Here is a 21,623-nt window from a genome sequence, read left to right on the forward strand (position 1 = left end):
GCGGCAGCAGTGGCGTCGACCGACCTGGATCCGCAGGGGCTCGCCGGCCGCATCGAGGAACTCCTCGAGGGCATCACGGCGGACGGCGGCCCCGCGGTGGGGCACGCGGCGGAAGAGCTGGTGCGGGTGCTGATGCGCTTCTACGGCGCAGGCCTGGAGCAGATGGTCTCCATCGTCCGGGCAGGTGCCGGGGACACGATCGTGCACCGGATGGCGGCAGATCCGCTGGTCGCCGGCCTGCTCGCGCTGCACGACCTGCACCCCGTGCCGCTCGATCAGCGGCTCACGCACGCGATGGGCGCGGCGGCCCGCAGGCTCGGTTCGCACGGCTCCGGCCTCACCCTCGCCGGGCTCGACGACGAGGGCCGGGTGCACGTGCAGATCGAAGGCGGCGGCTGCGGGACCGACACCGTGAAGGACGTGGTGGCCGCGTCGATCACGGAGCTGGCCCCGGAGGTGGCGGGCGTGGTCTTCGACGCCGTCCCGGCGGGCCCGGCTCTCCTGCAGATCGGGGTGCGCCCGTCGGCGTCCCCGAAGAGGGTGGGCTGAATGCCCGGGATCTCCTCGCTACGCCGGTTCCTGGTCGATTCCGTGGAGCAGGAACCGGTGCAGGAGGTCTGCGAGCTGTGCGCCACCCCGGTCCCTCCGCAGCACCCGCACCTCGTGCAGGTCGCCGAGCGCCGGATGCTCTGCGCCTGCGGGCCGTGCGGCTTCCTGTTCGACAACCCGGGAGCGGGCGGGGGCGGCTACCGCCGTGTGCCGGACCGGTACCTGTCCGACCCTGAGTTCCGCCTGACCGACGCCCAGTGGGACGAGCTGCAGATCCCCGTCAGCATGGCCTTCTTCCTGCACAACTCCGCGCAGGGAAAGGTCATCGCCTGCTATCCGAGCCCTGCCGGTGCCACGGAGAGCGAGCTGGGGCTCGAGTCCTGGGCCGCCGGGCTGGGCGCCGGACGCCTCGCCGCCGCGCTCGAGCCCGACGTCGAGGCGCTGCTCGTCCGCCGGGACAAGGCGGGGTCGGGAGCTGCCGGATCGGCCGAGGGCCTTCTCGTGCCGATCGACGCCTGCTACCGGCTCGTCGGGCTGGTGAAGCTGCACTGGCGCGGCTTCGACGGCGGCGCCGAGGCGTGGCGCGAGATCGACGGCTTCTTCGAGGCCCTGCGCGAGCAGGCGCGACCCGTTCCACCCGCCACCGGACCGGAGGCCTGACGTGCTGAGCTTCGCCTGCATCGGAGCCCGGCCGGAGCCCTACGCGGCCGGACCGTCACTGGTGTTCGACGTGGAGATCAGCCACGACGGTGTGCAGCGCGTGCACTCGGTGGCCCTGCGGACCCAGATCCGGATCGAGCCGCGCGGCCGCAGCTACACCCCCGAGGAGACCGGGAAGCTCGCGGATCTGTTCGGCGCCCCCTCGCGGTGGGGAGAGACGCTCAACCCCCTGCAGTTCGCCCAGATCAGCACGACGGTCACCGGCTTCAGCGGCTCGACGGTCGTGCCGATCTCGGTGCCGCTGACCTACGACCTCGACGTCGCGTCCACGAAGTACTTCCACGGCCTCACCGCCGACGGCGAGGACGGTGCCGAGGACAGCGGGGCGGACAAGGCCGAGGCCAGGGCCGTTCCGCTCGTGTTCCTGTTCTCCGGCGTCGTGTACTACGGGGGCCTCGCCGGAGTTCAGGTCGGGCTGGTCTCCTGGCACGAGGAGGCGACCTTCCGGCTCCCCGTCGCGACGTGGCGCGCGGCGATGGACGCGCACTTCCCCGGCTCGGGATGGATCCGGGTCGGCACGAGGACCCTCGACGCGCTGTCGGCCTACCGCTCCGAGCGGGCGATCCCGAACTGGGACGAGACGTTCGAGCACCTCCTGAAGGAGGCCGAGCGGTGACCGATCCTCAGGCAACCAACCCCCCGCGGGTCGCCCCTCCCCCGGGCGTGAGTCCGAGCGGGTCGCCCGATCCCGATCCCCTGTTCGACGAGGTCGCGGCCGTCGCGGACGCGGTGCTGTTCGAGGGCTACCTGCTCTACCCCTACCGAGCGACGGCGCAGAAGAACCGGCTGCGCTGGCAGTTCGGCGTGCTCACCCCCGAGACCGACGGCAGCGAGCCCACCCGCAACCGCACGGAATGCCTGCTCGAACCCGGCCGCGACGGCGGCACGCAGCTGCACCTGCGGCTGCGCTGCCTGCAGCTGCAGGCCCGCACGCCACTCGCCCCGGACGGCACGCCCGTGCCCGAACTGGTCGTCGACGGGCAGCGCCACCTGCGGTTCGAGGAGGGCGTGCCCCGCCACGTCGACGCGGTGCTGGACCTGCGCGCCGTGCTGCGCGAGGAGGTCACCGTCCCGATCGTGCTGCCCGGGGCGCGGGAGACCGAGGAGATCCGGGACACCGCAGGCGCCGTCGCGGGCCTGCTCCGGCGCGAGTGCTGGCCGGTGACCGCCCGGCTGGTCGTCTCGGCCACCGACATCCCGGGGCCGTACCTGGTGCACCGGCTGCGGCTCGACATCGCCAACGACGGCGACTGCGCGCCCGGCGCCCCCCGCGAGGAGGTGCTGCGCACGTCGCTGATCGCGGCACACACCCTGATCGCAGCCCGGCCCGGGACGTTCCTGTCGCTCACCGACCCGCCACAGTGGGCGGAACCGGCCACCAAGGAGTGCGTCAACGAGCACACCTGGCCGGTGCTCGCCGGACCGGCCGACCGCAGCGACCTCGTGCTGTCCTCGCCGATCATCCTGGCCGACCACCCGCAGCTGGCTCCCGAGAGCACGATCAACCTCTTCGACGGCCTCGAGAACGACGAGATCCTCACCCTCCGCACGCTCGTACTCACCGACGAGGAGAAGGCCGAAGCGCGCGCCACCGACCCGCGCGCCGCGGGCATCATCGACGCGGTCGACGCCATGCCACCGGAGATCATGGAGCGGCTGCACGGGGCGATCCGCTCGATGCGGCCCGCGGCAGCGGCATCCGACATCCCGACGATCGACACGGGCAGCGCGGCGTTCGGCGCCGACAGCCCTGCCGACCGGCCCCCGGAACTGCTGCCGTGGTGGGACCCCGCCCAGGACGCGGCCGTCGACCCCGATACCGACACCACGATGATCGGTGACGTGCCGGTGGCCAAGGGCAGCCGGGTCGTGCTGCGCCCCGGGCGCGGCGGCGACATCCAGGACCGCTTCCTCCACGGCATGCGCGCCACCGTGCAGGCCGTGGTGCACGACGTGGACGGACGCGTGCACGTCGCGGTCTCGGTCGACGGCGACCCCGGCGCCGAGATGCAGCTCGCCCACGGCCGCTTCCGCTACTTCCACCCCGACGAGCTCGAGGCGCTCCGATGACCGGCAACGGCAGCACGCCCGGCCGGGTGCTCGTCGCCGGCGTCGGCAACGTGTTCCTCTCCGACGACGGCTTCGGCGTCGCCGTGGTCGAGCAGTTGCAGCGCCGCGGCGGCCTGCCGGCCGGTGTCGAGCTCGTCGACAGCGGGATCCGGGGCGTTCACCTGGCCTACCGGCTCCTCGACGGGTACCACGCGCTGGTGATCGTGGACGCGACGCAGCGCGGCGGTCGGCCGGGCATCCTCTACACCCTCGAACACGACCTCGACGGCGCCCGGGACGAGACCGGCGCCGAGGTCCCCGCGCTCGACGGCCACGGCATGGACCCTGTCGCGGTGCTCACGCTGCTCGACGGGCTGGCCGCGTCAATGCGCCTGGAGCGGCCGGTGGAGCGCGTGTTCGTCATCGGGTGCGAGCCCGCCGTCCTCGACGAGGGCATCGGCCTGAGCCCGGCGGTGGCCGCAGCGGTGGAGCCCGGCGTGCGCGCCGTGACCGCTCTCGTCACAGAACTCATGATCGACGAAGGAGTGAGCAGATGATCCGCAAGTTGCTGATTCTCGTGCTGGTGGCCGTCGCGGCGACCGGAACCGTACTCGCCGTGCAGTCGCGGGGGGAGATCTCCCGGTACCGCGACATGCGCCGGATGTAGGAGGAGATCCGCATGTGCCTGGGCATTCCCGGCGAGGTCATCGAGCTGCTGGCCGAGCACGAAGACCTGGCGATGGTCAGCGTCGAGGGCGTCAAGCGCGCCGTGAACATCGGTCTGCTGCGCGACGAGGACCTGGAACCGGGCGACTGGATCCTCATCCACGTCGGTTTCGCCCTGTCGAAGATCGACGAGGCGGAGGCGAAGGCCTCCCTCGACTTCCTCACCGGTCTCGGCGACGCCTACACCGACGAGCTCCAGGCGCTCGCCGCCAGCGACATCACCTAGCGGCACGACCAGAGGTAAGGGGACGGCGATGAGGTTCGTCGACGAGTTCCGCGATGCGGGCATGGCCCGCACGCTGGCGACGCAGATCGCCGCGCTGTGCGAGCCCGGCAGGCAGTACAAGTTCATGGAGGTCTGCGGCGGCCACACCCACACCATCTACAAGCACGGGCTCGAGGACTACCTGCCCGACACCGTGTCGCTCGTGCACGGGCCGGGCTGCCCGGTCTGCGTGATCCCGATGGGCCGCGTGGACGACGCCATCGCCATCGCCGAGCACGACGACGTCATCCTGACGACGTTCGGCGACATGCTGCGGGTTCCCGGAGGCCGGGGGTCGTTCTTCGACTCCAAGGCGGCAGGCGCCGACATCAGGATGGTCTACTCACCGCTCGACGCGCTCAAGATCGCGCGCAGCAACCCTGACAAGCGCGTGGTCTTCATGGCCATCGGCTTCGAGACCACCGCCCCGTCCACGGCGATGACGGTGCTGCGCGCGGAGGCCGAGGGGCTCGACAACTTCTCGATCTTCTGCAACCACGTCACGATCATCCCGGCGATCAAGGCCATCCTGGACTCTCCCGACCTGCGACTCGACGGGTTCATCGGACCGGGCCACGTCTCCACGGTGATCGGGTGCCGGCCCTACGAGTGGATCGCACGCGACGCAGGCAAACCCCTGGTCGTCGCCGGTTTCGAGCCGCTGGACATCCTGCAGTCGGTCTACCAGCTGTTGCTGCAGCTCAAGGAGGGCCGCTGCGAGATCGAGAACCAGTACGCGCGCGTGGTGCCGTGGGACGGCAACACCAGGGCGCTGCAGGTGATCGGTGAGGTGATGGAGCTGCGTCCGCACTTCGAGTGGCGGGGGCTCGGCTTCATCTCGCATTCGGCGCTGCAGGTGCGCAAGCGCTACGCGCGGTTCGACGCGGAGCGGATCTTCCTCGTGCCGGGCGTGCGGGTGGCCGACCCCAAGGCCTGTCAGTGCGGCGAGGTGCTCAAGGGCGTGCTCAAGCCGTGGGAGTGCAAGGTGTTCGGCACCGCGTGCACGCCCGAGACCCCGATCGGCACCTGCATGGTGTCGTCCGAGGGTGCCTGCGCCGCCTACTACAACTTCGGGCGGTTCAGCCGGGAGCGCGTGAAGGAGGCGACCCGGACATGACTCAGGATCTCGGCCCAGGCGTCGACCGAGCCGGCGCCACGCGGGCCAACTGGGCGGAGGAGGCCGTCGCCGCTGCCGCAGCCGAGGAGGCCCAACTCACGCACGCGGAAGCTCAGCACCCGCACGCGGGATCCGAGCACCTCACCCGTGAGGAGCAGGTGCTGGCCCGGATCGCCAAGGCCCGCGCCCGCAAGGCGCGGATCAAGGAGGAACGGATCACGCTCGCCCACGGCGCCGGGGGCAAGGCGACGCAGACGCTGATCGAGGCGGTGTTCCTCGACGCGTTCCGCAACCCGGTGCTGGAGATGCTGGAGGACGGTGCCCAGCTCGCCCCGACGTGGACGAACGGGGTGACCGGCCGGCTCGCGTTCACCACCGACTCCTACGTGGTGTCCCCGCTGTTCTTCCCCGGCGGCGACATCGGCGACCTCGCGGTCAACGGCACGGTCAACGACCTCGCGATGTGCGGGGCTCGGCCTCTCTACCTGTCCTGCGGGTTCATCCTCGAGGAGGGCTTCCCGGTCGCCGACCTGCAGCGCATCGTGGCCTCGATGGCTGCTGCCGCGCAGGCAGCAGGCGTGCAGATCGTCACCGGCGACACGAAGGTCGTCGAGCGGGGAAAGGCGGACGGCCTCTACATCAACACCGCGGGCGTCGGAGTGCTGGAGCGCGACGTGGTGCTGTCGGCCGCGGCGGCCCGTCCCGGTGACGTCGTGCTCGTCTCGGGCCCCATCGGCGATCACGGCATCACGGTCATGCTGGCGCGCGGTGAGCTCGACATCTCCGCCGACATCGTCTCCGACACCGCAGCGCTGCACGAGATCAGCGCCGGGCTGCTGGACGCAGCGGGCGACGGCGTGCGGCTCCTGCGAGACGCCACCCGCGGCGGCGTGGCCACGATCTGCAACGAGGTGGCCACGGCCGCTCAGGTGGCGGTGGTCCTCGACGAGGCTTCGCTGCCCGTGCGGCCCGTCGTCAACGGCGCGTCGGAACTGCTCGGCATCGACCCGCTCTACGTCGCCTGCGAAGGGCGGCTCGTCGCCGTCGTGGCTCCGGACCGGGCGGATGCAGCGCTGACCGCGCTGCGTGCCCACCCACTCGGCGAGGGCGCCGCCGCGATCGGGACGATCAAGGACGACCCGCCGGGGCTGGTGCTGCTGCGCACCGCGTTCGGGGGCACCCGGATCGTGGATCTGCTGGTGGGCGACCCGCTGCCCCGGATCTGCTAGGCAGTCGGCGTCGATGCACGAGCTGTCGATCACCCAGACCGTCGTCACCACCGTGACCCAGCGGATGCGGGACGCCCGCGTGTGCCGGATCCGGCTGGAGGTCGGGCAGCTCTCCGGCCTGGTGCCGGACGCCGTCCGGTTCTGCTTCGAGATGGTGGCGGCAGGCACCACGTGCGAGGGCGCCACCTTGGAGATCGACGAGCCGCCGGGCAAGGCGGTGTGCCGCACCTGTGGAGCGGCGTTCGAGACCGGCGAGGTGCTGCCGCTGTGCGACTGCGGCAGCGCGGACATCGAGGTGCAGGGCGGGCGAGAGCTGCGGATCCGAGAGGTGGAGGTGGTCTGAGATGTGCACGACGTGCGGCTGCTCCGACGACGCAGGCGTCCGGCTGACCGACCTGGGCAGGCCGGGCCCGACCCCGCGCGACCACTCCCACGACCACCCGCACGGTCACGGCCACACCCACTCCGAGCCGGACACGCGGACCGTGGCGCTCGAGGTCGACCTGCTGGCGAAGAACGACGACCTCGCTGCACTCAACCGGCAGTGGCTCGCCGACCGGCACGTCATCGCGCTCAACCTGATGAGCTCACCGGGCTCGGGCAAGACCACGCTGTTGACCCGCACGATCCGCGACCTCGGCGACGAGTTGCCGTGCGCGGTGCTGGAAGGCGACCAGGAGACCCTGCTCGACGCCGAACGCATCGGCGCCACCGGAGCGCCCGTCGTGCAGATCAACACCGGCGCGGGCTGCCACCTCGACGCCGACATGGTCGCCGCGGGGCTCAGCACCCTCGCGCCCGAACCGGGCTCCCTGCTCTTCGTGGAGAACGTCGGCAACCTCGTCTGCCCTGCGCTGTTCGATCTCGGCGAGGCCGGCCGGGTCGTGATCATGTCGGTGACCGAGGGCGCCGACAAGCCGCTCAAGTACCCCCACATGTTCCGCACGGCCGACCTGATGCTCGTGAACAAGATCGACCTGCTCCCCCACGTCGACTTCGACGTGGCCGCCTGCATCGCCTACGCGCGCCGGGCCAACCCCGCCGTCGAGGTGCTGGAGATCTCCGCGACCCGCGGCGACGGGCTCGACGATTGGTGCGGCTGGCTGCGCAGGCGCGCCGGGCACTGAGCCTTTCCGCTCGGCGTCGGTCCGCGGCCGTGGCGTCGTCGGGGTGCCCGACGGCGCTGACCGATGAGTTTCCCCCGACCGGGGAGTCCGACCCGCGACAACACCTTCGGCGTGGGGAGACGGGACCATGGCGGTCGGAGAGAGCGTGGACGCGGGCACGGCGGCGGAGGAGGCGCGCCGGGTGGTGGCCGCCAACACCTACATGACGCTGGCCACCGCCGACGCCGACGGGCGACCGTGGGCCACCCCGGTGTGGTTCGCGGCCCGTGACTGCGCGGACTTCGTCTGGGTGTCGCGCCCGGGGGCCCGCCACTCCGCCAACATCGCCGGCCGGTCCGCTGTCGGCATCGTCGTCTTCGACTCCACGGTAGCGGTGGGCGGGGCGGCGGCGGTCTACGTCGAGGCCGAGGCCGAGGAGATCGGCCCCGACGACCGCGCCGCCGCGCTCGCCGTCTACAACGGGCGCACGCAGGAGCAGGGCATCCGGTCGTGGAGCGAGCGCGACGTCTCCGGGGCGGCGCAGTTCCGGATCTACCGGGCGCGGGCGTCGCGGGTCTACGTCCTCGACGAGCACGACGGGCGGGTCGAGGTGGGCGGGTAGCCGTCCTCCGATCACACGTGTTCCATCAGCCGATCCTCTCGTAACGCAGGTACACGGTGCCGCAGCGGAAGGTGCGCTGCTCGACCAGCCGCAGCCGCAGGTCGGCGCCGAGCGGGAAGTACGGCTTGCCGCCGCCGCTGAAGGCAGGCACCACGCTCGGGCGGAACTCGTCGATCAGGTCCAGCAGCGATGCCGCCAGACCGGCGCCGCCGACGGACAGGTCACCGTCGGTCTCCTTCTTGAGCCGGACTACCTCGTCGATCGCGTCGGCGCGGCGCACCAGCCGGCACCCGGGCGCGACCGACTCCAGCGAGTCGGAGAACACGATCCGCGGCGTCGCGGCGTACTCACGGGCGAACTCCGCCTCCACCTCGTGGCCGTCGGCCCGCTCCGGCGCCGTCCAGAACTCCTCCATGACCTCGTAGAGGCCGCGGCCGAGCAGGAGCGCCGCCGTCTCACGGGTCTGCTGGTTGGCGAAGCGGTGCACCTCCTCGTCCGGTTCGGAGAAGGCGATGCCGCCGGTCGGGTCCTCGATGTAGCCATCGAGGGAGATGTTCATCGTGTAGCTGAGAGTGCCCATGGGGAGTAGACCGGCCGGCGCACCAGACCTCATCGTCAGCGGGTCCGGAAAGCACCGAACTCGCCGTGACCAGGTCTGCCCGGAAGATCACGACGTGGGGCAGCCGAGCCCTCCCGTTGCGGGGTTCGGGATCGCAGGCGCAAGCGAGCTGATCTGGTCGTTCAGGTCGAAGGTCTGGCCGCCGCCGAGCTGGGCAGCCGCGAGGTTGGACACGGTCACCCCCGGGTTGATGAGCAGGCTCTTGCCCCTGAAGTTGATGTCGGAGTACACGCACATCGCCGTCTGCGAGTTGTTGGCGATGGACGAGAAGAAGTCATTCTGATCCTGGTTCGGATTGCCCTGCACCTTGAAAGCCGTGAGACTCTGGACCTTGGTGCTGTCGAAGTTCGCGAAAAAGCCATCGAACTGGGCATTCTCGAAGAGGTCGAATTCGTTGTCGTTGCCGTGCGCGGCGGCACCGGCGGCAGGCTGCGCTCCGACGGCGCCGGCCGTCGACGCCGCAGGTGCGGCAGCCGCCGTACCGACGGTCACGCCGCCCAACGTCAGGGCTACGAGCGCCAGGGTCCCGGCGGCCGCGCCAACCACATTCCGCCGAATCCAACTGCGAGACATTCCGAGTCCTCCCGTCCGAGCCACCGCCCATTGCGGTGACCGACATGGCTTGACACGCATTACCGCGTCTTGCCGTTCAGGTGGCCGATGCGATGAGGTTCACACCGGGCAGGGCTCGATCATTACGGCGGGATTGCGGTAAAGGCGACCGGCGCGATAGCGATGAGCGCGCATCCGGAGATTGCCGAAGGTTCGAGCGGCGTGAGCACTGGTGGTTTTGCTACCCATGCTCCGGTGAACACGGCTCTCACCCCGACCGTGTACCGGCATGTGGTCCACTGCAAAAGGCCGCGACCGATCCCGATCTCCGAGGCCGCCCGGCGTCATGACCCGGACACCACCGGGCACAACGAGAACGGCCCCTGCCAGCAGCAGCTGGTCAGGGGCCGACTCGCCCGGCCATCGCCGGTGCAGGATTCGAGCCGTCGCGCGGTGCACGCACTGCGCGGAACGTCAGTTGCAGGGGCGCACCGACGAGATCGTGTCGTTCTGGTTCTGGTCGAACTGACCGAGCTGCGTGTGCGGGGGGAACTGGATCGGCTGACCCATGAAGTTCGCGTCGGGGAACAGGCACATCTTTATCTCGGAGTTGTTGACAGCGGACGAGATCAGGTCGTTCAGGTTCAGGTTGTTGGCGCCCAGATCGGGGATCATGGCGTTGGTGAGGTTGGCGAACCCACCCTGGAACTCCGCATTGTTGAAGACGTCGAACTCACCGGGATCCCCCGGCATCGGGGCGGACGGAGCAGCGGGCCGAGCAGCTGACTCGAGGACGACGGGAACCGTGACGAGATTTCCGGATGCGGCTGCAGTGGGCACCGCGGCGGAGGCCGCACCGGTGACACCAGCGAGACTAAGTGCGGCGACAGCCACGGCACCGGCAGCAGCGGCGACCAGGACGCGCCGAACCCAGCTACGAGACATTTCAGTCCTTCCGTTGTGAGCCGCCACCTTCTGCACCGGCCGACATGCCACACACGGTTGGGCCGATCTTTGCGTTCAGAGTGGAGATATGGCGTAGCTCATACCCGGCGGTTCGCGACAGATGTCCATTTGACGTCGCGCGCTGCGATTCCGCACGTTCCGCCAGATTCCGCACGTGCCGACCGCCGCGCACCCGACGGGGTGCGCCGCACCACCGTTCTCCGCGTCACCACTGCGCTGAACGAGCCCGTTGTGATCACGCCACCGGCCGCATCGGAGGGATGGCCCGACACCACGGCCCAGACCTCGTGCGCCATCGCGTGCCGCCGGGACCGATGCCCCTGCCGGTCCTCGCCCCTGATCGCCTCAGGTCACCGCAACCCGGCGCTCCCGGTGGGGGTCGACGGGCGGGGTGCCGAGCAGCTCGTTCGCCTGGCGCGACGCCTCCTGAACAGTGATCTCGCCGGCCTGGTTCGCGTCCCACACGGCGTTGATCTCCGCCAGCAGTTCGGGCGTCAGCAAGTCCATAGCCACTTCCCCTTGATCGTCGCGCTCGGTACTGGGGAGGTAACGCACGATCACGGCGGCCAATCACGTCGAAGGGAGCCTTAACTGCACGATCGAGTGTTCGTCGCGTCGTGGCACGGCCGTCAGCCCCCAGCACGCCGCGATAGCGATATCGCCATCCGTAGCTAGCGTGGCGAGCGTGGCGAGCACATCAGGCAGTCCGAGCTGCGCAACAACAACGCCGAGATCATGCGACGGGTAGCCGAAGGCGAGTCCTTCACCGTGACGGTCCACGGACGTGCAGTCGCCGATCTGGTGCCGCATCGGCGGGCGACCTCCCGGCGGCGCCTGGTACCTGCCGCCGAACTCGACGAGCTCCTGACCGCCTCCGGACCCGCACCTGATCACGCCCAGTGGGCGCGCAATGTCGCTGAGGCCGACGAACTCTTCGGCGACGAGCACTCCCCCGACCCGCGGGATCGGGACGGGGAACGGTGACGGCGGGCGGAGCCACCCCAGCCCTGCCGATCATGTGCGAGCGGTTGTCGCCGCCGCCACGGCCACCTGACCGAGGCTGATCCCGCCGTCGTTGCACGGCATCCGGGAGTGCACGAGCACCCGCAGCCCGGCCGCGGTGAGTCGCCGGGACACGCCGTGGAGCAGCCGCAGGTTCTGGAACACCCCTCCGGACAGGGCCACCACGTCGAGCCCGGTGCCGGCGGCGGCCCGCACGGCCGCGGCGGCCAGCGCGTCGTGCAGGCCTGCGTGGAAGCGGGCGGCGATCAGCGGCGCCGCGGTGCCGGAGCGGAGGTCGGCGACGACGGCGCGCACGAGATCGCCTGCCCGGATCAGCCCGCCGTCGAACCCGACGGGATAGCCGTCGCACTCCCCCACCGCCGACGCGCACTGCTCCAGTTCGACGGCCGCCTGCCCCTCGTAGTTGACCCGGTCGCGGATCCCCACGAGCGCGGCGACAGCGTCGAACAGGCGACCGGCGCTCGTCGTGACCGGGACCTCCACATTGGACGCCAGCAGCTTCTCCACCTGCGTCCACAGTGGAGCGTTCCGCGCCGCGACGGCCAGTCCGGCCGGGTCGGTGCCGGTGGCGTGCAGCCAGGCCGCCGCCATCCGCCACGGCTGCCGGATGGCCGTGACGCCGCCCGGCAACGGCACGGGCTCCAGGTGCGCGAGCCGCCGGAACCCGGTGAGGGACACCTTCAGCACCTCACCGCCCCACAGCACGCCGTCCGGTCCGTAGCCCAGGCCGTCGCACGCGATCCCGATGGCCGGCCCGGTCTCGCCGTTCTCCGCCAGGCAGGCGGCCAGGTGGGCGTGGTGGTGCTGCACCCCGACCAGCCTCAGGCCGGGTTCGGCGGCAGCGCGGTCGAGCGCGTACTTCGTGGACAGGTACTCCGGGTGCAGGTCGTGGGCGAGCACTGCCGGCGTGACGTCCAGCAGGCGCCCGAGGTGCTCGATGCCGTCGGTGTAGGCCCGCAGCGTCTCGGCGTTCTCCAGGTCGCCGACGTGATGCGACGGGAAGGCCTCCGCGCCCCGCAGGATGCAGAACGTGTTCTTCAGCTCGGCGCCGCACCCGAGCACCGGCTCCGCGGCGGTCACGCCGATCCGCAGGGGTTCGGGGGTGTAGCCGCGGGAGCGGCGGATCGGATAGGTGCGCCCGGCGACCACCCGCAGCACCGAGTCGTCGGCCCGCGTGCGGATCGGCCGGTCGTGCGTGAGGAAGGCGTCGGCGATGCCACCGAGCCGGGTGAGGGCGTCGTCGTCGAGGTGGGCGATCGGCTCGTCGGAGAGGTTGCCGCTGGTCAGCACGATCGGAGCGGCGAGCTCGTCGAGCAGCAGGTGGTGCACGGGCGTGTAGGGCAGCATCACGCCGACGTGGTCGTTGCCCGGGGCGACGGCCGCGGCCAGTGGCGCGCCGAGGCGCCGGCGCAGCAGCACGATCGGGGCGCGGCGGGAGGTGAGCTCGGCGGCCTCGCCGGGCCCTACCTGCCCGAGCTTCGCGGCCGCGTCGAGCCCGGGGGCGAGCACGGCGAAGGGCTTGTCCTCCCGATGTTTGCGCGCGCGCAGTTCGGCCACCGCCTGCTCGTGGCCCGCGAGCGCGGCCAGGTGGTAGCCACCGAGCCCCTTCACGGCCAGCACCCCGCCGTCGGCGAGCATCCGGGCAGCGGTGGTGATCGGGTCGCCGAGAAGGTGGTGACCGTCGGCGTCGAGCAGCCGCAGCGTCGGCCCGCAGTCCGGGCAGCACACCGGCTGCGCGTGGAACCGCCGGTCGGCCGGGTCGTGGTACTCGCCGGCGCAGGCGGTGCACATCGGGAAGCCGGCCATCGTGGTGGCCACCCGGTCGTAGGGCACCCCGGTGACGATCGTGAACCGCGGCCCGCAGTTCGTGCAGGTGATGAAGGGGTGGCGATAGCGGCGGTCGGACGGGTCACGCATCTCGGCGAGGCAGTCGGCGCACGTGGCCGTGTCGGGCGAGATGAGGGTGGCCCGCGGGCCGCGGGCCGAGCTGGGTGCAATGGCGAAGGCGGTGTCGCCGCGCACCGGCATGCCCGTGGCGGCGACGTCGGTGACCAGCGCAAGTGCGGGTGGCCGGGCGCGCAGTGCGGTGAGCAGGGCGTCCAGCGCGTGGGCGCTGCCCTCGGCTTCGATGACCACGCCGGACTCGTCGTTGCTCACGAAGCCGGCGAGGCCCAGCTCCCCGGCCAGGCCGTGGACGAACGGCCGGAACCCCACGCCCTGCACGATCCCGCTGACGCGGATCCGGGCCCGGACCTGCGGCTCGGCCCGCACCGACGGTTCGCTCACGGACGACCCAGCGCGCGCTGCACCAGCTCCCACAGCACGTGGTAGGTGGTGGTCTGCGCCTCCTGGATGCGGTGCACCGACGCCGACGGCATGACGAAGAGGTGGTCGATCTCGCCGCGCTCGGCCGCCTCGGCCATCGCACCGCCCGCGTATCCGGCGAGGCCGACGGTGAGCAGGCCGCGCTCGTGGGCCACGGCCAGGCCGCGCAGCACGTTGGCCGAGCCTCCGCTCGTCGAAAGGCCCAGTGCGATGTCGTCGGGGCGCCCCGCGGCGGCCACCGGACGGGCGAAGACGTTCTCGAAGCCGACGTCGTTGGCCAGAGCGGTGAGCGTGGCGACGTCCGCCGCGAGCGCGAGGGCGGGCAGCGGCCGCCATGCCGGTCCGGGGTCGACGCAGAGCGCGGCCATCGCTGCCGCGTCCGTGCTCGAGCCGCCGTTGCCGAACGCCAGGAGCCTCCCGCCACGGTCGAACCGCTGCGCCATCGCCGTGGCACAGGCCGCCAGTTCGGCAGCGTCGGCGGCCACGACGTCGTGGCGCAGCCGCCCGATCTCACCGACCTTCTCCGCCGTCGACCGCGCGACGTCGGCCACGAGCACGTCCCGGTCCGCGGCGCCGGCGTGCAGGAAGGGATAGAGCGACTCGATACTCATCGCTCGCCCTCGCTGCTCCCGGGCGGCGCTTCGCATAGGCGCTGTGACACTGATTCGCTCGCACACTCGCTCATCGCTCGCCCCCGCTGCACTCGGGCGGTCCTTCGCGACGGCGCTGTAACTCGCTCATGACGACTCCAGTCTTGCGATGGCCTCTCCCGCGTGGACGAGTACGGTGTCCCCGACCTCGACGTCCACGAGGGCGACGCTCACCTCCTCCTGCGTGCCGGCGTCGGTGTCCACGAGGGCCATGTCGTCGCCGAGCAGTTCGACGACCGTGACCGCCACGGCGACGTCGGAGCAGGTGATGCAGGTATGGCCGGGATGCGGGTCGGGCAGCAGCCCGTGCGCGCCCGTTCCGGTGCTCATGCCAGCACCTCCGGGGCGTCCAGGAAGACGTGCACGAGCTCCCAGAGCACGTGGTAGGTGGTGACCTGGCCTTCGCGCACGATCCGCGGGTCGTCCGAATGCACCACGAGCACATGGTCCGGAGACGACCGGTTGAGCGGCCCGTCCGCCGCCCCGGCCAGGGCGACGGTCAACAGGCCGCGGTCGCGCGCCGCAGCCAGAGCGTCGGCGAGAGCGGCGTCACCACCGTCGGGCGCGATGGCCAGCGCGATGTCCTCGGGCTCCGCGAACAGCTCCAGCTCGGCGCGGAACCCACCGGATCCGCCCCGCAGCGACAGTGCAGGCAACGCCCGTTTCCCGATGATCACGGGATGCACGAACTCGACCACGACGTGCGCGGCGTCGGCAGCAGCACCGCCGGCACCGAACGCGATCAGCCGTCCGCCCCGGTGGAACCGCCTCGCCATGGCATGGCAGGCGGTGGCCAGCGCGGGGGCGTCAGTGGCCAGCAGGCCGATCGGCCCCTCGCGCCGCGTGAACGCCGTTCGTACGTCCGTAGCTGTCAGCTCGACGGTCAATGCGGCTCCCCTCGGGGCAGCCCCGCTTCGCTGCGGCGACCACCCGCGCGTAGCGATCGAGGAAAATGTGCAGTGCTTCGTGCGTCTGACCGAGGCTGTCGGCCAGCGAGTCGAGGCAGTTCACACCCTCCGGTGTGACGTAGTAGGTGCGCCGGGCGGGTCCGACATCGGACGTCTGCCACTCCGAACGCACCAGCCCGTGCCGTTCCAGGCTGCGCAGAGCGCGATAGACGCCGCCGGCGTCGCCGTCCCCGTCGTGCATCGGGCGCAGGCGCGCGGCGAGCTCATAGCCGTGGTCGGGCTGCTCACGCAGGAGCAGCAGCAGGCAGGGCTGGAGGAAGTTGCGCGGTTCGAGCTCGGCCATGGTAGGCGGTGCCCTCCGGATCGGCGGTGGTGGGCGCCTGATGTGGCTGATGTTCCCACTGTGTGACCGGAACCACAAGACAGGTCGGTCTCACCCCGGAGGGCACCCCGCCGTGGCGGGGTGTGGTTCGCGCTGTCCGCGCAATCACACCCCTGGGGAAACCCTCCGGGAACGGCACAATCAACCAGGGATCAGTGGAACCTTCAGGTAGCACCAAAACACTCGTTGACCAGCTATGCGAATAAGACTACCCTTTCGAGCGAAGGTCTGAGACAGACCTGTCTCTCTCGTATGGCGCAATAATTCCGAGGCACGGCCGAGGATCCGGTCGGGCGTGCGTGATCGAGCATTTCGCGAGCAGGAGCACGAGGCCTCGGGATCGGGGAGATCCCTGGCCTGGATTCTCAAGGAGGAGATCCATTCATGGGTTACGACCCGCGCACGGCCACCGGAGTCCCCACCGAGCCGGTGGGTTCGCTCCCTCGACCGGCCAAGCTGCAGGACGCCTACGCGAAGTACGACGCAGGCGAGATCGGCCGAGACGATCTCGAGAAGCTACAGGACGCGGCCGTCAAGGATTCGATCGAACGATTCGAGGCCACCGGTTCGCCGATCATCTCCGACGGCGAGCAGCGATGGTCGTCGTTCGCCACCTATCCGATCGCCGACACCCTGGCCGGCACCGGACTCGCCCCGGGACTCGGTCCGGGCGGTCAGTTCTTCGCGATCTTCGCCGACGGCCACGGCCGTCAGCTCCCGAAGTTGGAACGTGGCCCGTTCCGCTACAACCAGCACGCCGCCGACACGCTGCGCAAGTCGATCCCCTACGCGAACAAGCCGATGAAGCAGGCGGTGATCGCGCCGTCGATGCTCGCGCTCCTCTACCCACTGAAGGACCCGGTGGAGGGCTACAGCCGCGAGGAGTTCGAGGCCGCACTCATCGACGAGTGCGAGAGGGACATCCGCGAGGCCTTCGCCGCGGGAGCCGAGCGGGTGTCGGTGGACTTCACCGAGGGCCGGTTGGCCACCCGGGAGGATCCGCGCAACCCGTGGACGGGGGCGGGCCTGTTGCCGCATTTCATCGAGCTGAACAACCGTGTGATGGCACGGTTCTCCCCCGACGAGCGGCGCAACATCGGTATCCACACCTGCCCTGGTGGGGACCGCGACTCGGTGCACTCGGCCGACGTGCCCTACAACAACCTGCTCGGCACGATGTTCGACATCGACGCCGGATACTTCCTGATCCAGCTCGCATCCGAGCGGGACAAGGACCCGGTGTACGAGACGATCGGCCAGAACCTGCGTGACGACGCCCGCGGCGTGACACAGATGGCGTACATCGGCGTCACGAATCCGCAGAACCCGCGGGTGGAGAGTCCGCAGGAGATCGCCGACCAGCTGATCCGGGCTGCGAACTTCATTCCCAAGGAGCAGATCGGATCCACCGACGACTGCGGATTCTCGCCGTTCTCCATCGACGAGAAGCCCAACCACGGGTCGCCCGACTATGCCCGTGACGTCGCTTTCCGCAAGATCACGTCCCGGGTGGAAGGGAGCCGCCTGGCCGCGGAGAAGCTCGGCTTCTGACGCCCCGGCTCACTCTCGGACGCCACTACCTCGGGCCGGCCCGATTCGACCCCCGGGCCGGCCCGTTCCCTGCCTGCCGAGCGAGACTCAGTCGGCGGCGATGCCGTGCGACCGCAGCAACAACACGCCGAGCTCACGCGCAGCCGACGCCGCGTCGGCGTCGCCCTCGTGGGCCGCCATGATCGAGCCCTTCATGAGAACGTGCCACTGACGCGCGAAGTGATCCGCGTCCGCCACCCCCGCCTCCTCGGCGAGTTGGCGCAGGTATCCCCGGATGTTCGCGAGGTGCTCCACACTCGCCCGGCGTACGGGGCTCGCCGGGTCGTTCACCGTCATCATGGTGGTGAGGAAGGCGCAACCCTCGAAATCGGAGCGGGCGAACCATTCCGAGAACAGGTCGAAGATGGCAAGTAACTGATCCTGCGGGCGCTCGCCACGCAGTCTGCTCTCGCGCTGGAGCCATTCCTCGGTCCACAGTCGCTCGCGTCGGCGAAGGAAATCGAGAATGAGATCGTCCTTCGACGGGAAGGTGCGATACAACGTCATCTTCGCGGTGCCTGCGTGCGCGATCACGGCGTCGACACCGACGTCCCGCACCCCGTTGCGACTGAACAGCTCATAGGCGGCACGACGAATCCGATCGCCGCCACTCTCCGGCGATCGTCGTGAACCGCCACCGCTCGTCGTCGTCACCGGCTCCATCCTGTCGTCGCTCGACGAAACGATACCTCGCCGATCGGGCGGTAAACCTTCGGGAAGGTGGTGGAATCCGGAGCCGCCGAACGGCGCAGTTGCGAGCCCCCGAACGCGGGCGCCGATCCACCGGCAGCCCCGCAGCGGACCCCGATGAGGAAGGAGATCGCTCCTGCTATGGTCGATCGCGATCGTTGGGGACCGAGGGAGACCAGACATGGCGGGTGACGACGACATCTCCGGGTGAGACCGGACATGGTCGGCCGCCGGCATGAGCGCAGGAGCGCCGCCGGTGTGTGCCGCCGTCGTTGCACCTCTCCCTGTTCCCCGCTGGGCGGCCTTTGGCGCGCCCGCATCACACACGAGGGCTCGCTCGCATGTCCGATGCGTTCGTCATCTGCTCGAATCTCTCCTTCTCCTGGCCTGACGACACCCCCGTCTTCCGGGATCTGTCCTTCACCGTGGGCGGGGGCCGCACGGGCCTCGTCGCACCGAACGGGGCCGGTAAGAGCACCTTGCTCAAGCTGGTCGCCGGCGAGCACCGGCCCAGCGCGGGCTCCGTGTCCGTCACGGGCGTGCTCGGCTACCTCCCGCAGACCCTGCCGCTGGTCGGCGACCTGACCGTGGCCGAGGTGCTGGGAATCGCTCCGGTGATCACGGCGCTCGCGGCGATCGAGTCGGGCGACGCGAGCGAGGAGCACTTCACCACGATCGGCAACGACTGGGACATCGAGGAGCGCACCCGCGCCCAACTGGACCGGCTCGGCCTCGGCGACCTCTCGCTCACCCGGCGCCTGCACACCCTGAGCGGCGGCCAGATCGTCACCCTCGGCCTGGCGGCACAGCTGCTGAAGGGCCCCGACGTCCTGCTGCTCGACGAACCGACGAACAACCTCGACCTCGACGCCCGGCAACGGCTCTACGGCGCGATCGAGGAGTGGAAAGGCTGCCTGCTGCTGGTCAGCCACGACCGGGCACTTCTCGACCGCATGGACCGCATCTCCGAGCTCGACCGGGGCGAGCTGCGGACCTACGGCGGAAACTTCACCGAGTACGAGACGGCCGTGCAGGCCGCCCGCGAGGTGGCGGAGAAGAACATCCGCAACGCCGAGCAGGAGGTCAAGCGCGAGAAACGGGAGATGCAGCAGGCCCGCGAGCGGGCCGAGCGCCGGTCCGGCAATGCCGCCCGCAACATCAAGAACGCCGGTCTGCCGAAGATCGTCGCAGGCGGGCTCCAGCGGCGTGCCCAGGAGTCCGCGGGGAAGTCGAACGAGACGCACGCCGCGCGTGTCAGCGAGGCGAAGGCCCGGCTCGACGAGGCCGGTCGCGCCCTTCGCGACGAGCAGAAGATCACGCTGATCCTGCCGGGCACCAACGTCCCGGCAGGCCGCACGGTGTTCCTCGGCGAGCGGATGCAGGTCCGCTACGGCGACCGGGCCTTCTTCGCAGGCGACGGCGCCGACCTGGTGATCCGCGGACCCGAGCGGATCGCTCTGACCGGCCCCAACGGGGCAGGCAAGTCCACGCTGCTGCGCATGGTCAACGGCGAGCTGGAGCCGGAGGGCGGCACCAGGCGGGCCGACGGCCGGGTCGCCTACCTGTCCCAGCGCCTCGACCTGCTGGACCTCGACCGCACGGTGGCGCAGAACCTCGCCGCGTTCGCACCTGCGATGCCGGAGGCGCAGCGGATGCACCTGCTCGCCCGCTTCCTGTTCCGCGGCTCCCGCATCGACCTCCCGATCGGCGTGCTGTCCGGCGGCGAGCGGCTGCGCGCCACCCTGGCCTGCGTCCTCTACGCCGAACCGGCACCCCAGTTGCTGCTGCTCGACGAACCGACCAACAACCTCGACCTCGTCAGCATCGGCCAGCTGGAGAGCGCGCTTGCTGCCTACGAAGGCGCGTTCGTGGTCGTCAGCCACGACGAACGCTTCCTCACCGAGATCAAGGTGAATCGCTGGCTGCGCCTAGCCGACGGAAGACTGCAGGAGACAGGCCCACCGGACCGCCCCTGAGGCCGACCGCACACACCTCGTGGCCACCACACACATGGCACAACGTGTGTGCGGTGGCCACCAGATATGTCCCGTGGGGCGAAGCATCCGGCGGTCAGCCGGCGCGAGGGCGAGGTGGGAAGCGGGGGGCGTGGGGGCGTAGCTCGCCCACCAGTCGTGCGTGGGCGAGGGCGGCGAGGAACTCGCGCGGGCCGTCGAAGTCCGGCATCTCGACGTACGCGGCACCCAGGCCGGGGACGTCGTGGGCGTCCGATCCGGCCGTGGCCGGGAGGCCGTGCCGGGCGGCGAGCGCGGCCGCGGCGTCGTTGTGGGCGGGGTCGTGGACCTTGGCGTTGAACGCCTCGACCATGTCGACGGCGCCGTCCGCGCAGAGGGCGTCGGCCACGGCGCCGGCCCCGGCGCGCAGCGGGTCGAAGGGGTGCGGAAGGCCCACGAGCCCGCCCTGGGCCCGGATCCGGCGCACCACCTCGCGGATCGGGAGGACGTACGGGATGCGCTCGCTGAGGAACAAACCGAGCACCTCCCCGTCGGCGGTGCGCACCTCCTCGCCGACCTCGATCCGGACGCCCAGGTCGCGGCCCTGCGCGGCGAGCGCGGCCGAGGTCTCGTTGTGGTCGGTCACGAACACCACGTCGAGACCCAGCTCGACCGCCCGGCACGCGAGCTGCTCGACGCGCAGCACCGCGTCCCCGGACGCGACGGTGTGCACGTGGCAGTCCACGCGGACCCAGCCCGCCGCCGTCATCTGCTCGGGACGGCGATGCCGAGCTCGTTCAGGAGGTCCTGGGAGTAGGCGATCCGGCCGGTGAGTGCACGGCTCCCGTTCGCGGGCGGGCGGCACAACGCGAGCGCGGCCTCCGCCATCACGGCCGGCGGTTCGGCGTCGGGCGCGTCCTCGGTGGTCAGGTGGTGGAAGACGGTGCCGGGTGTGGGCACCACCCGGTTCGGCGACAGCGCGTTCACGGCGATGCCGTCGGCGTACAGCTCGGCCGCGAGCCCGGTGGAGAACCGCTCCAGGGCGGCTTTGCACATCCCGTACACCGTGCCGCCGCGGGACGCCCGGCCGGTCGGCGGGAGCTGCGGGTGGATGGCGGCGCGCGAGGAGATGTTGAGGATCGTGCCTGAGCCGCGATCCCGCATGCCGGGCAGCACCAGCTGCGCCAGGTGCATCGGCGCCTTGACCTGCACCTCGAACATGAGGTCGACGCGCTTGGCGGTGAAGTCGGCCACCGGCGTGAACCAGGTGACGGCGGCGTTGCTCACGAGGATGTCGACCGGTCCGTGCTCGGCGGTGACCCGTTCCACGAGGGCCACGCGGTCCTCCGCACGGGACACGTCGGCCGCGACGGCCCGAGCCGTGCCGCCTGCCGCCTCGATGTCAGCGACCGTGTCGGTGAGCGACCCGGTCAGCTGCGAGCTGCCGGGCTCGAGCGTGCGCGCCGTCGCGATCACCGTGGCGCCCTCGGCCGCGAACCGCCTGGCGATCTCCGCGCCTATCCCCCGGCTCGCCCCCGTGACGAGGGCGATCCTGCCGTCGAGCACACCCATGTCCATCCACT

General features: G+C 70.8%; 26 protein-coding genes. 14 read left to right on the top strand and 12 right to left on the bottom strand.

The window, feature by feature from the left end:
- The first annotated feature begins 9 nt into the window (after positions 1–9).
- The 11 genes from ACQPZQ_RS26720 (at position 10) to ACQPZQ_RS26770 (ending at position 8,383) form a co-directional block, all read left to right on the top strand.
- Positions 10–549, top strand: coding sequence for a hypothetical protein (locus ACQPZQ_RS26720; protein WP_433285087.1), 540 nt, complete (start codon positions 10–12; stop codon positions 547–549).
- On the top strand, positions 550–1,209 hold the full coding sequence (locus ACQPZQ_RS26725; protein WP_433285088.1) for a DUF5947 family protein: 660 nt from the start codon (positions 550–552) through the stop codon (positions 1,207–1,209).
- 1 nt (position 1,210) lies between these two features.
- Positions 1,211–1,885, top strand: a complete 675-nt coding sequence (locus tag ACQPZQ_RS26730) for a DUF6084 family protein (protein WP_433285090.1) — start codon at positions 1,211–1,213, stop codon at positions 1,883–1,885.
- Positions 1,882–3,339, top strand: coding sequence for a hypothetical protein (locus tag ACQPZQ_RS26735; RefSeq protein ID WP_433285092.1), 1,458 nt, complete (start codon positions 1,882–1,884; stop codon positions 3,337–3,339). Before ACQPZQ_RS26730 ends, ACQPZQ_RS26735 begins: the two co-directional genes overlap by 4 nt.
- Complete coding sequence (locus ACQPZQ_RS26740; RefSeq protein ID WP_433285095.1) at positions 3,336–3,875, top strand: hydrogenase maturation protease; 540 nt, start codon at positions 3,336–3,338, stop codon at positions 3,873–3,875. Before ACQPZQ_RS26735 ends, ACQPZQ_RS26740 begins: the two co-directional genes overlap by 4 nt.
- A 122-nt stretch (positions 3,876–3,997) precedes the next feature.
- Positions 3,998–4,270: a HypC/HybG/HupF family hydrogenase formation chaperone gene (locus ACQPZQ_RS26745; protein ID WP_241034392.1), complete on the top strand. Its 273-nt coding sequence runs from the start codon at positions 3,998–4,000 to the stop codon at positions 4,268–4,270.
- Positions 4,271–4,298: 28 nt separating this feature from the next.
- Positions 4,299–5,426, top strand: a complete 1,128-nt coding sequence (gene hypD / locus ACQPZQ_RS26750) for a hydrogenase formation protein HypD (RefSeq protein ID WP_433285097.1) — start codon at positions 4,299–4,301, stop codon at positions 5,424–5,426.
- The gene (gene hypE, locus ACQPZQ_RS26755) at positions 5,423–6,655 is read left to right on the top strand and encodes a hydrogenase expression/formation protein HypE (protein WP_433285100.1); all 1,233 of its coding nucleotides are present in this window, start codon (positions 5,423–5,425) and stop codon (positions 6,653–6,655) included. The genes hypD and hypE overlap by 4 nt, the downstream gene beginning before the upstream one ends.
- Before the next feature lie 13 nt (positions 6,656–6,668).
- Positions 6,669–6,998: a hydrogenase maturation nickel metallochaperone HypA gene (locus ACQPZQ_RS26760; RefSeq protein ID WP_241034389.1), complete on the top strand. Its 330-nt coding sequence runs from the start codon at positions 6,669–6,671 to the stop codon at positions 6,996–6,998.
- 1 nt (position 6,999) lies between these two features.
- Positions 7,000–7,782 (top strand): hydrogenase nickel incorporation protein HypB, encoded by a 783-nt coding sequence (gene hypB / locus ACQPZQ_RS26765; RefSeq protein WP_433285102.1) that lies wholly within the window; start codon positions 7,000–7,002, stop codon positions 7,780–7,782.
- A 127-nt stretch (positions 7,783–7,909) separates the two neighbouring features.
- Positions 7,910–8,383: a pyridoxamine 5'-phosphate oxidase family protein gene (locus ACQPZQ_RS26770; RefSeq protein ID WP_433285104.1), complete on the top strand. Its 474-nt coding sequence runs from the start codon at positions 7,910–7,912 to the stop codon at positions 8,381–8,383.
- A gap of 25 nt (positions 8,384–8,408) precedes the next feature.
- Here the strand turns inward: ACQPZQ_RS26770 and ACQPZQ_RS26775 are convergent, their stop codons facing one another.
- The 4 genes from ACQPZQ_RS26775 to ACQPZQ_RS26790 all read right to left on the bottom strand — a co-directional run bounded on the left by ACQPZQ_RS26775 (position 8,409) and on the right by ACQPZQ_RS26790 (position 11,027).
- Complete coding sequence (locus ACQPZQ_RS26775) at positions 8,409–8,963, bottom strand: dihydrofolate reductase family protein (RefSeq protein WP_433285106.1); 555 nt, start codon at positions 8,961–8,963, stop codon at positions 8,409–8,411.
- Between the two features lie 87 nt (positions 8,964–9,050).
- Positions 9,051–9,494 carry a peptidase inhibitor family I36 protein gene (locus ACQPZQ_RS26780; protein ID WP_433285108.1) on the bottom strand — a complete coding sequence of 148 codons (444 nt, stop codon included), beginning with the start codon at positions 9,492–9,494 and terminating at the stop codon, positions 9,051–9,053.
- Between the two features lie 534 nt (positions 9,495–10,028).
- Positions 10,029–10,535, bottom strand: coding sequence for a hypothetical protein (locus ACQPZQ_RS26785; protein ID WP_433285109.1), 507 nt, complete (start codon positions 10,533–10,535; stop codon positions 10,029–10,031).
- 330 nt (positions 10,536–10,865) lie between these two features.
- The gene (locus ACQPZQ_RS26790; protein ID WP_433285111.1) at positions 10,866–11,027 is read right to left on the bottom strand and encodes a hypothetical protein; all 162 of its coding nucleotides are present in this window, start codon (positions 11,025–11,027) and stop codon (positions 10,866–10,868) included.
- A gap of 228 nt (positions 11,028–11,255) precedes the next feature.
- Between ACQPZQ_RS26790 and ACQPZQ_RS26795 the strand changes: the two genes are divergently transcribed.
- Positions 11,256–11,504, top strand: a complete 249-nt coding sequence (locus ACQPZQ_RS26795) for a type II toxin-antitoxin system Phd/YefM family antitoxin (RefSeq protein WP_433285114.1) — start codon at positions 11,256–11,258, stop codon at positions 11,502–11,504.
- 30 nt (positions 11,505–11,534) lie between these two features.
- Here the strand turns inward: ACQPZQ_RS26795 and hypF are convergent, their stop codons facing one another.
- From hypF to ACQPZQ_RS26820, 5 genes are all read right to left on the bottom strand, one after another.
- Complete coding sequence (hypF, locus tag ACQPZQ_RS26800) at positions 11,535–13,829, bottom strand: carbamoyltransferase HypF (protein ID WP_433285116.1); 2,295 nt, start codon at positions 13,827–13,829, stop codon at positions 11,535–11,537.
- Positions 13,826–14,479, bottom strand: coding sequence for a D-sedoheptulose-7-phosphate isomerase (locus ACQPZQ_RS26805; RefSeq protein ID WP_433285118.1), 654 nt, complete (start codon positions 14,477–14,479; stop codon positions 13,826–13,828). Before ACQPZQ_RS26805 ends, hypF begins: the two co-directional genes overlap by 4 nt.
- A gap of 126 nt (positions 14,480–14,605) precedes the next feature.
- Complete coding sequence (locus ACQPZQ_RS26810; protein ID WP_433285120.1) at positions 14,606–14,848, bottom strand: HypC/HybG/HupF family hydrogenase formation chaperone; 243 nt, start codon at positions 14,846–14,848, stop codon at positions 14,606–14,608.
- Positions 14,845–15,405: an SIS domain-containing protein gene (locus ACQPZQ_RS26815; RefSeq protein WP_433285121.1), complete on the bottom strand. Its 561-nt coding sequence runs from the start codon at positions 15,403–15,405 to the stop codon at positions 14,845–14,847. Before ACQPZQ_RS26815 ends, ACQPZQ_RS26810 begins: the two co-directional genes overlap by 4 nt.
- A complete protein-coding gene (locus tag ACQPZQ_RS26820) occupies positions 15,326–15,769 on the bottom strand; it encodes a helix-turn-helix transcriptional regulator (RefSeq protein WP_433285123.1) in 444 nt (147 codons plus the stop codon). Before ACQPZQ_RS26820 ends, ACQPZQ_RS26815 begins: the two co-directional genes overlap by 80 nt.
- Before the next feature lie 423 nt (positions 15,770–16,192).
- Here ACQPZQ_RS26820 and ACQPZQ_RS26825 point away from each other — a divergent pair, with 423 nt between their 5' ends.
- Entirely contained in the window at positions 16,193–17,359 is a 1,167-nt protein-coding gene (locus ACQPZQ_RS26825) for a 5-methyltetrahydropteroyltriglutamate--homocysteine methyltransferase (RefSeq protein ID WP_433285125.1), read from the top strand.
- Positions 17,360–17,446: 87 nt separating this feature from the next.
- On the opposite strand, the gene ACQPZQ_RS26830 is transcribed toward ACQPZQ_RS26825, so the two are convergent.
- Positions 17,447–18,052 carry a TetR/AcrR family transcriptional regulator gene (locus ACQPZQ_RS26830; RefSeq protein ID WP_433285127.1) on the bottom strand — a complete coding sequence of 202 codons (606 nt, stop codon included), beginning with the start codon at positions 18,050–18,052 and terminating at the stop codon, positions 17,447–17,449.
- A 377-nt stretch (positions 18,053–18,429) separates the two neighbouring features.
- Here ACQPZQ_RS26830 and ACQPZQ_RS26835 point away from each other — a divergent pair, with 377 nt between their 5' ends.
- Positions 18,430–20,064 carry an ABC-F family ATP-binding cassette domain-containing protein gene (locus tag ACQPZQ_RS26835; RefSeq protein ID WP_433285129.1) on the top strand — a complete coding sequence of 545 codons (1,635 nt, stop codon included), beginning with the start codon at positions 18,430–18,432 and terminating at the stop codon, positions 20,062–20,064.
- Positions 20,065–20,158: 94 nt separating this feature from the next.
- On the opposite strand, the gene ACQPZQ_RS26840 is transcribed toward ACQPZQ_RS26835, so the two are convergent.
- Together ACQPZQ_RS26840 and ACQPZQ_RS26845 are read right to left on the bottom strand one after the other, a co-directional pair.
- The gene (locus ACQPZQ_RS26840) at positions 20,159–20,809 is read right to left on the bottom strand and encodes a PHP domain-containing protein (protein ID WP_433285130.1); all 651 of its coding nucleotides are present in this window, start codon (positions 20,807–20,809) and stop codon (positions 20,159–20,161) included.
- Positions 20,806–21,612: an SDR family NAD(P)-dependent oxidoreductase gene (locus tag ACQPZQ_RS26845; protein WP_433285132.1), complete on the bottom strand. Its 807-nt coding sequence runs from the start codon at positions 21,610–21,612 to the stop codon at positions 20,806–20,808. The genes ACQPZQ_RS26840 and ACQPZQ_RS26845 overlap by 4 nt, the downstream gene beginning before the upstream one ends.
- Between the last annotated feature and the right edge of the window lie 11 nt (positions 21,613–21,623).

The sequence above is a fragment of the Pseudonocardia sp. CA-142604 genome (genome assembly GCF_050948475.1).
Taxonomy (GTDB): Bacteria; Actinomycetota; Actinomycetes; order Mycobacteriales; family Pseudonocardiaceae; genus Pseudonocardia; species Pseudonocardia alaniniphila.

Coding starts and splice junctions, on each gene's coding strand:
- ACQPZQ_RS26725 (WP_433285088.1), top strand. CDS start 550: ATGCCCGGGATCTCCTCGCTACGCCGGTTCCTGGTCGATTCCGTGGAG.
- ACQPZQ_RS26740 (WP_433285095.1), top strand. CDS start 3,336: ATGACCGGCAACGGCAGCACGCCCGGCCGGGTGCTCGTCGCCGGCGTC.
- ACQPZQ_RS26745 (WP_241034392.1), top strand. CDS start 3,998: ATGTGCCTGGGCATTCCCGGCGAGGTCATCGAGCTGCTGGCCGAGCAC.
- hypD (WP_433285097.1), top strand. CDS start 4,299: ATGAGGTTCGTCGACGAGTTCCGCGATGCGGGCATGGCCCGCACGCTG.
- hypE (WP_433285100.1), top strand. CDS start 5,423: ATGACTCAGGATCTCGGCCCAGGCGTCGACCGAGCCGGCGCCACGCGG.
- ACQPZQ_RS26760 (WP_241034389.1), top strand. CDS start 6,669: ATGCACGAGCTGTCGATCACCCAGACCGTCGTCACCACCGTGACCCAG.
- hypB (WP_433285102.1), top strand. CDS start 7,000: ATGTGCACGACGTGCGGCTGCTCCGACGACGCAGGCGTCCGGCTGACC.
- ACQPZQ_RS26770 (WP_433285104.1), top strand. CDS start 7,910: ATGGCGGTCGGAGAGAGCGTGGACGCGGGCACGGCGGCGGAGGAGGCG.
- ACQPZQ_RS26775 (WP_433285106.1), bottom strand. CDS start 8,963: ATGGGCACTCTCAGCTACACGATGAACATCTCCCTCGATGGCTACATC.
- ACQPZQ_RS26790 (WP_433285111.1), bottom strand. CDS start 11,027: ATGGACTTGCTGACGCCCGAACTGCTGGCGGAGATCAACGCCGTGTGG.
- ACQPZQ_RS26795 (WP_433285114.1), top strand. CDS start 11,256: ATGCGACGGGTAGCCGAAGGCGAGTCCTTCACCGTGACGGTCCACGGA.
- ACQPZQ_RS26805 (WP_433285118.1), bottom strand. CDS start 14,479: ATGAGTATCGAGTCGCTCTATCCCTTCCTGCACGCCGGCGCCGCGGAC.
- ACQPZQ_RS26810 (WP_433285120.1), bottom strand. CDS start 14,848: ATGAGCACCGGAACGGGCGCGCACGGGCTGCTGCCCGACCCGCATCCC.
- ACQPZQ_RS26820 (WP_433285123.1), bottom strand. CDS start 15,769: ATGGCCGAGCTCGAACCGCGCAACTTCCTCCAGCCCTGCCTGCTGCTG.
- ACQPZQ_RS26825 (WP_433285125.1), top strand. CDS start 16,193: ATGGGTTACGACCCGCGCACGGCCACCGGAGTCCCCACCGAGCCGGTG.
- ACQPZQ_RS26835 (WP_433285129.1), top strand. CDS start 18,430: ATGTCCGATGCGTTCGTCATCTGCTCGAATCTCTCCTTCTCCTGGCCT.
- ACQPZQ_RS26840 (WP_433285130.1), bottom strand. CDS start 20,809: ATGACGGCGGCGGGCTGGGTCCGCGTGGACTGCCACGTGCACACCGTC.
- ACQPZQ_RS26845 (WP_433285132.1), bottom strand. CDS start 21,612: ATGGGTGTGCTCGACGGCAGGATCGCCCTCGTCACGGGGGCGAGCCGG.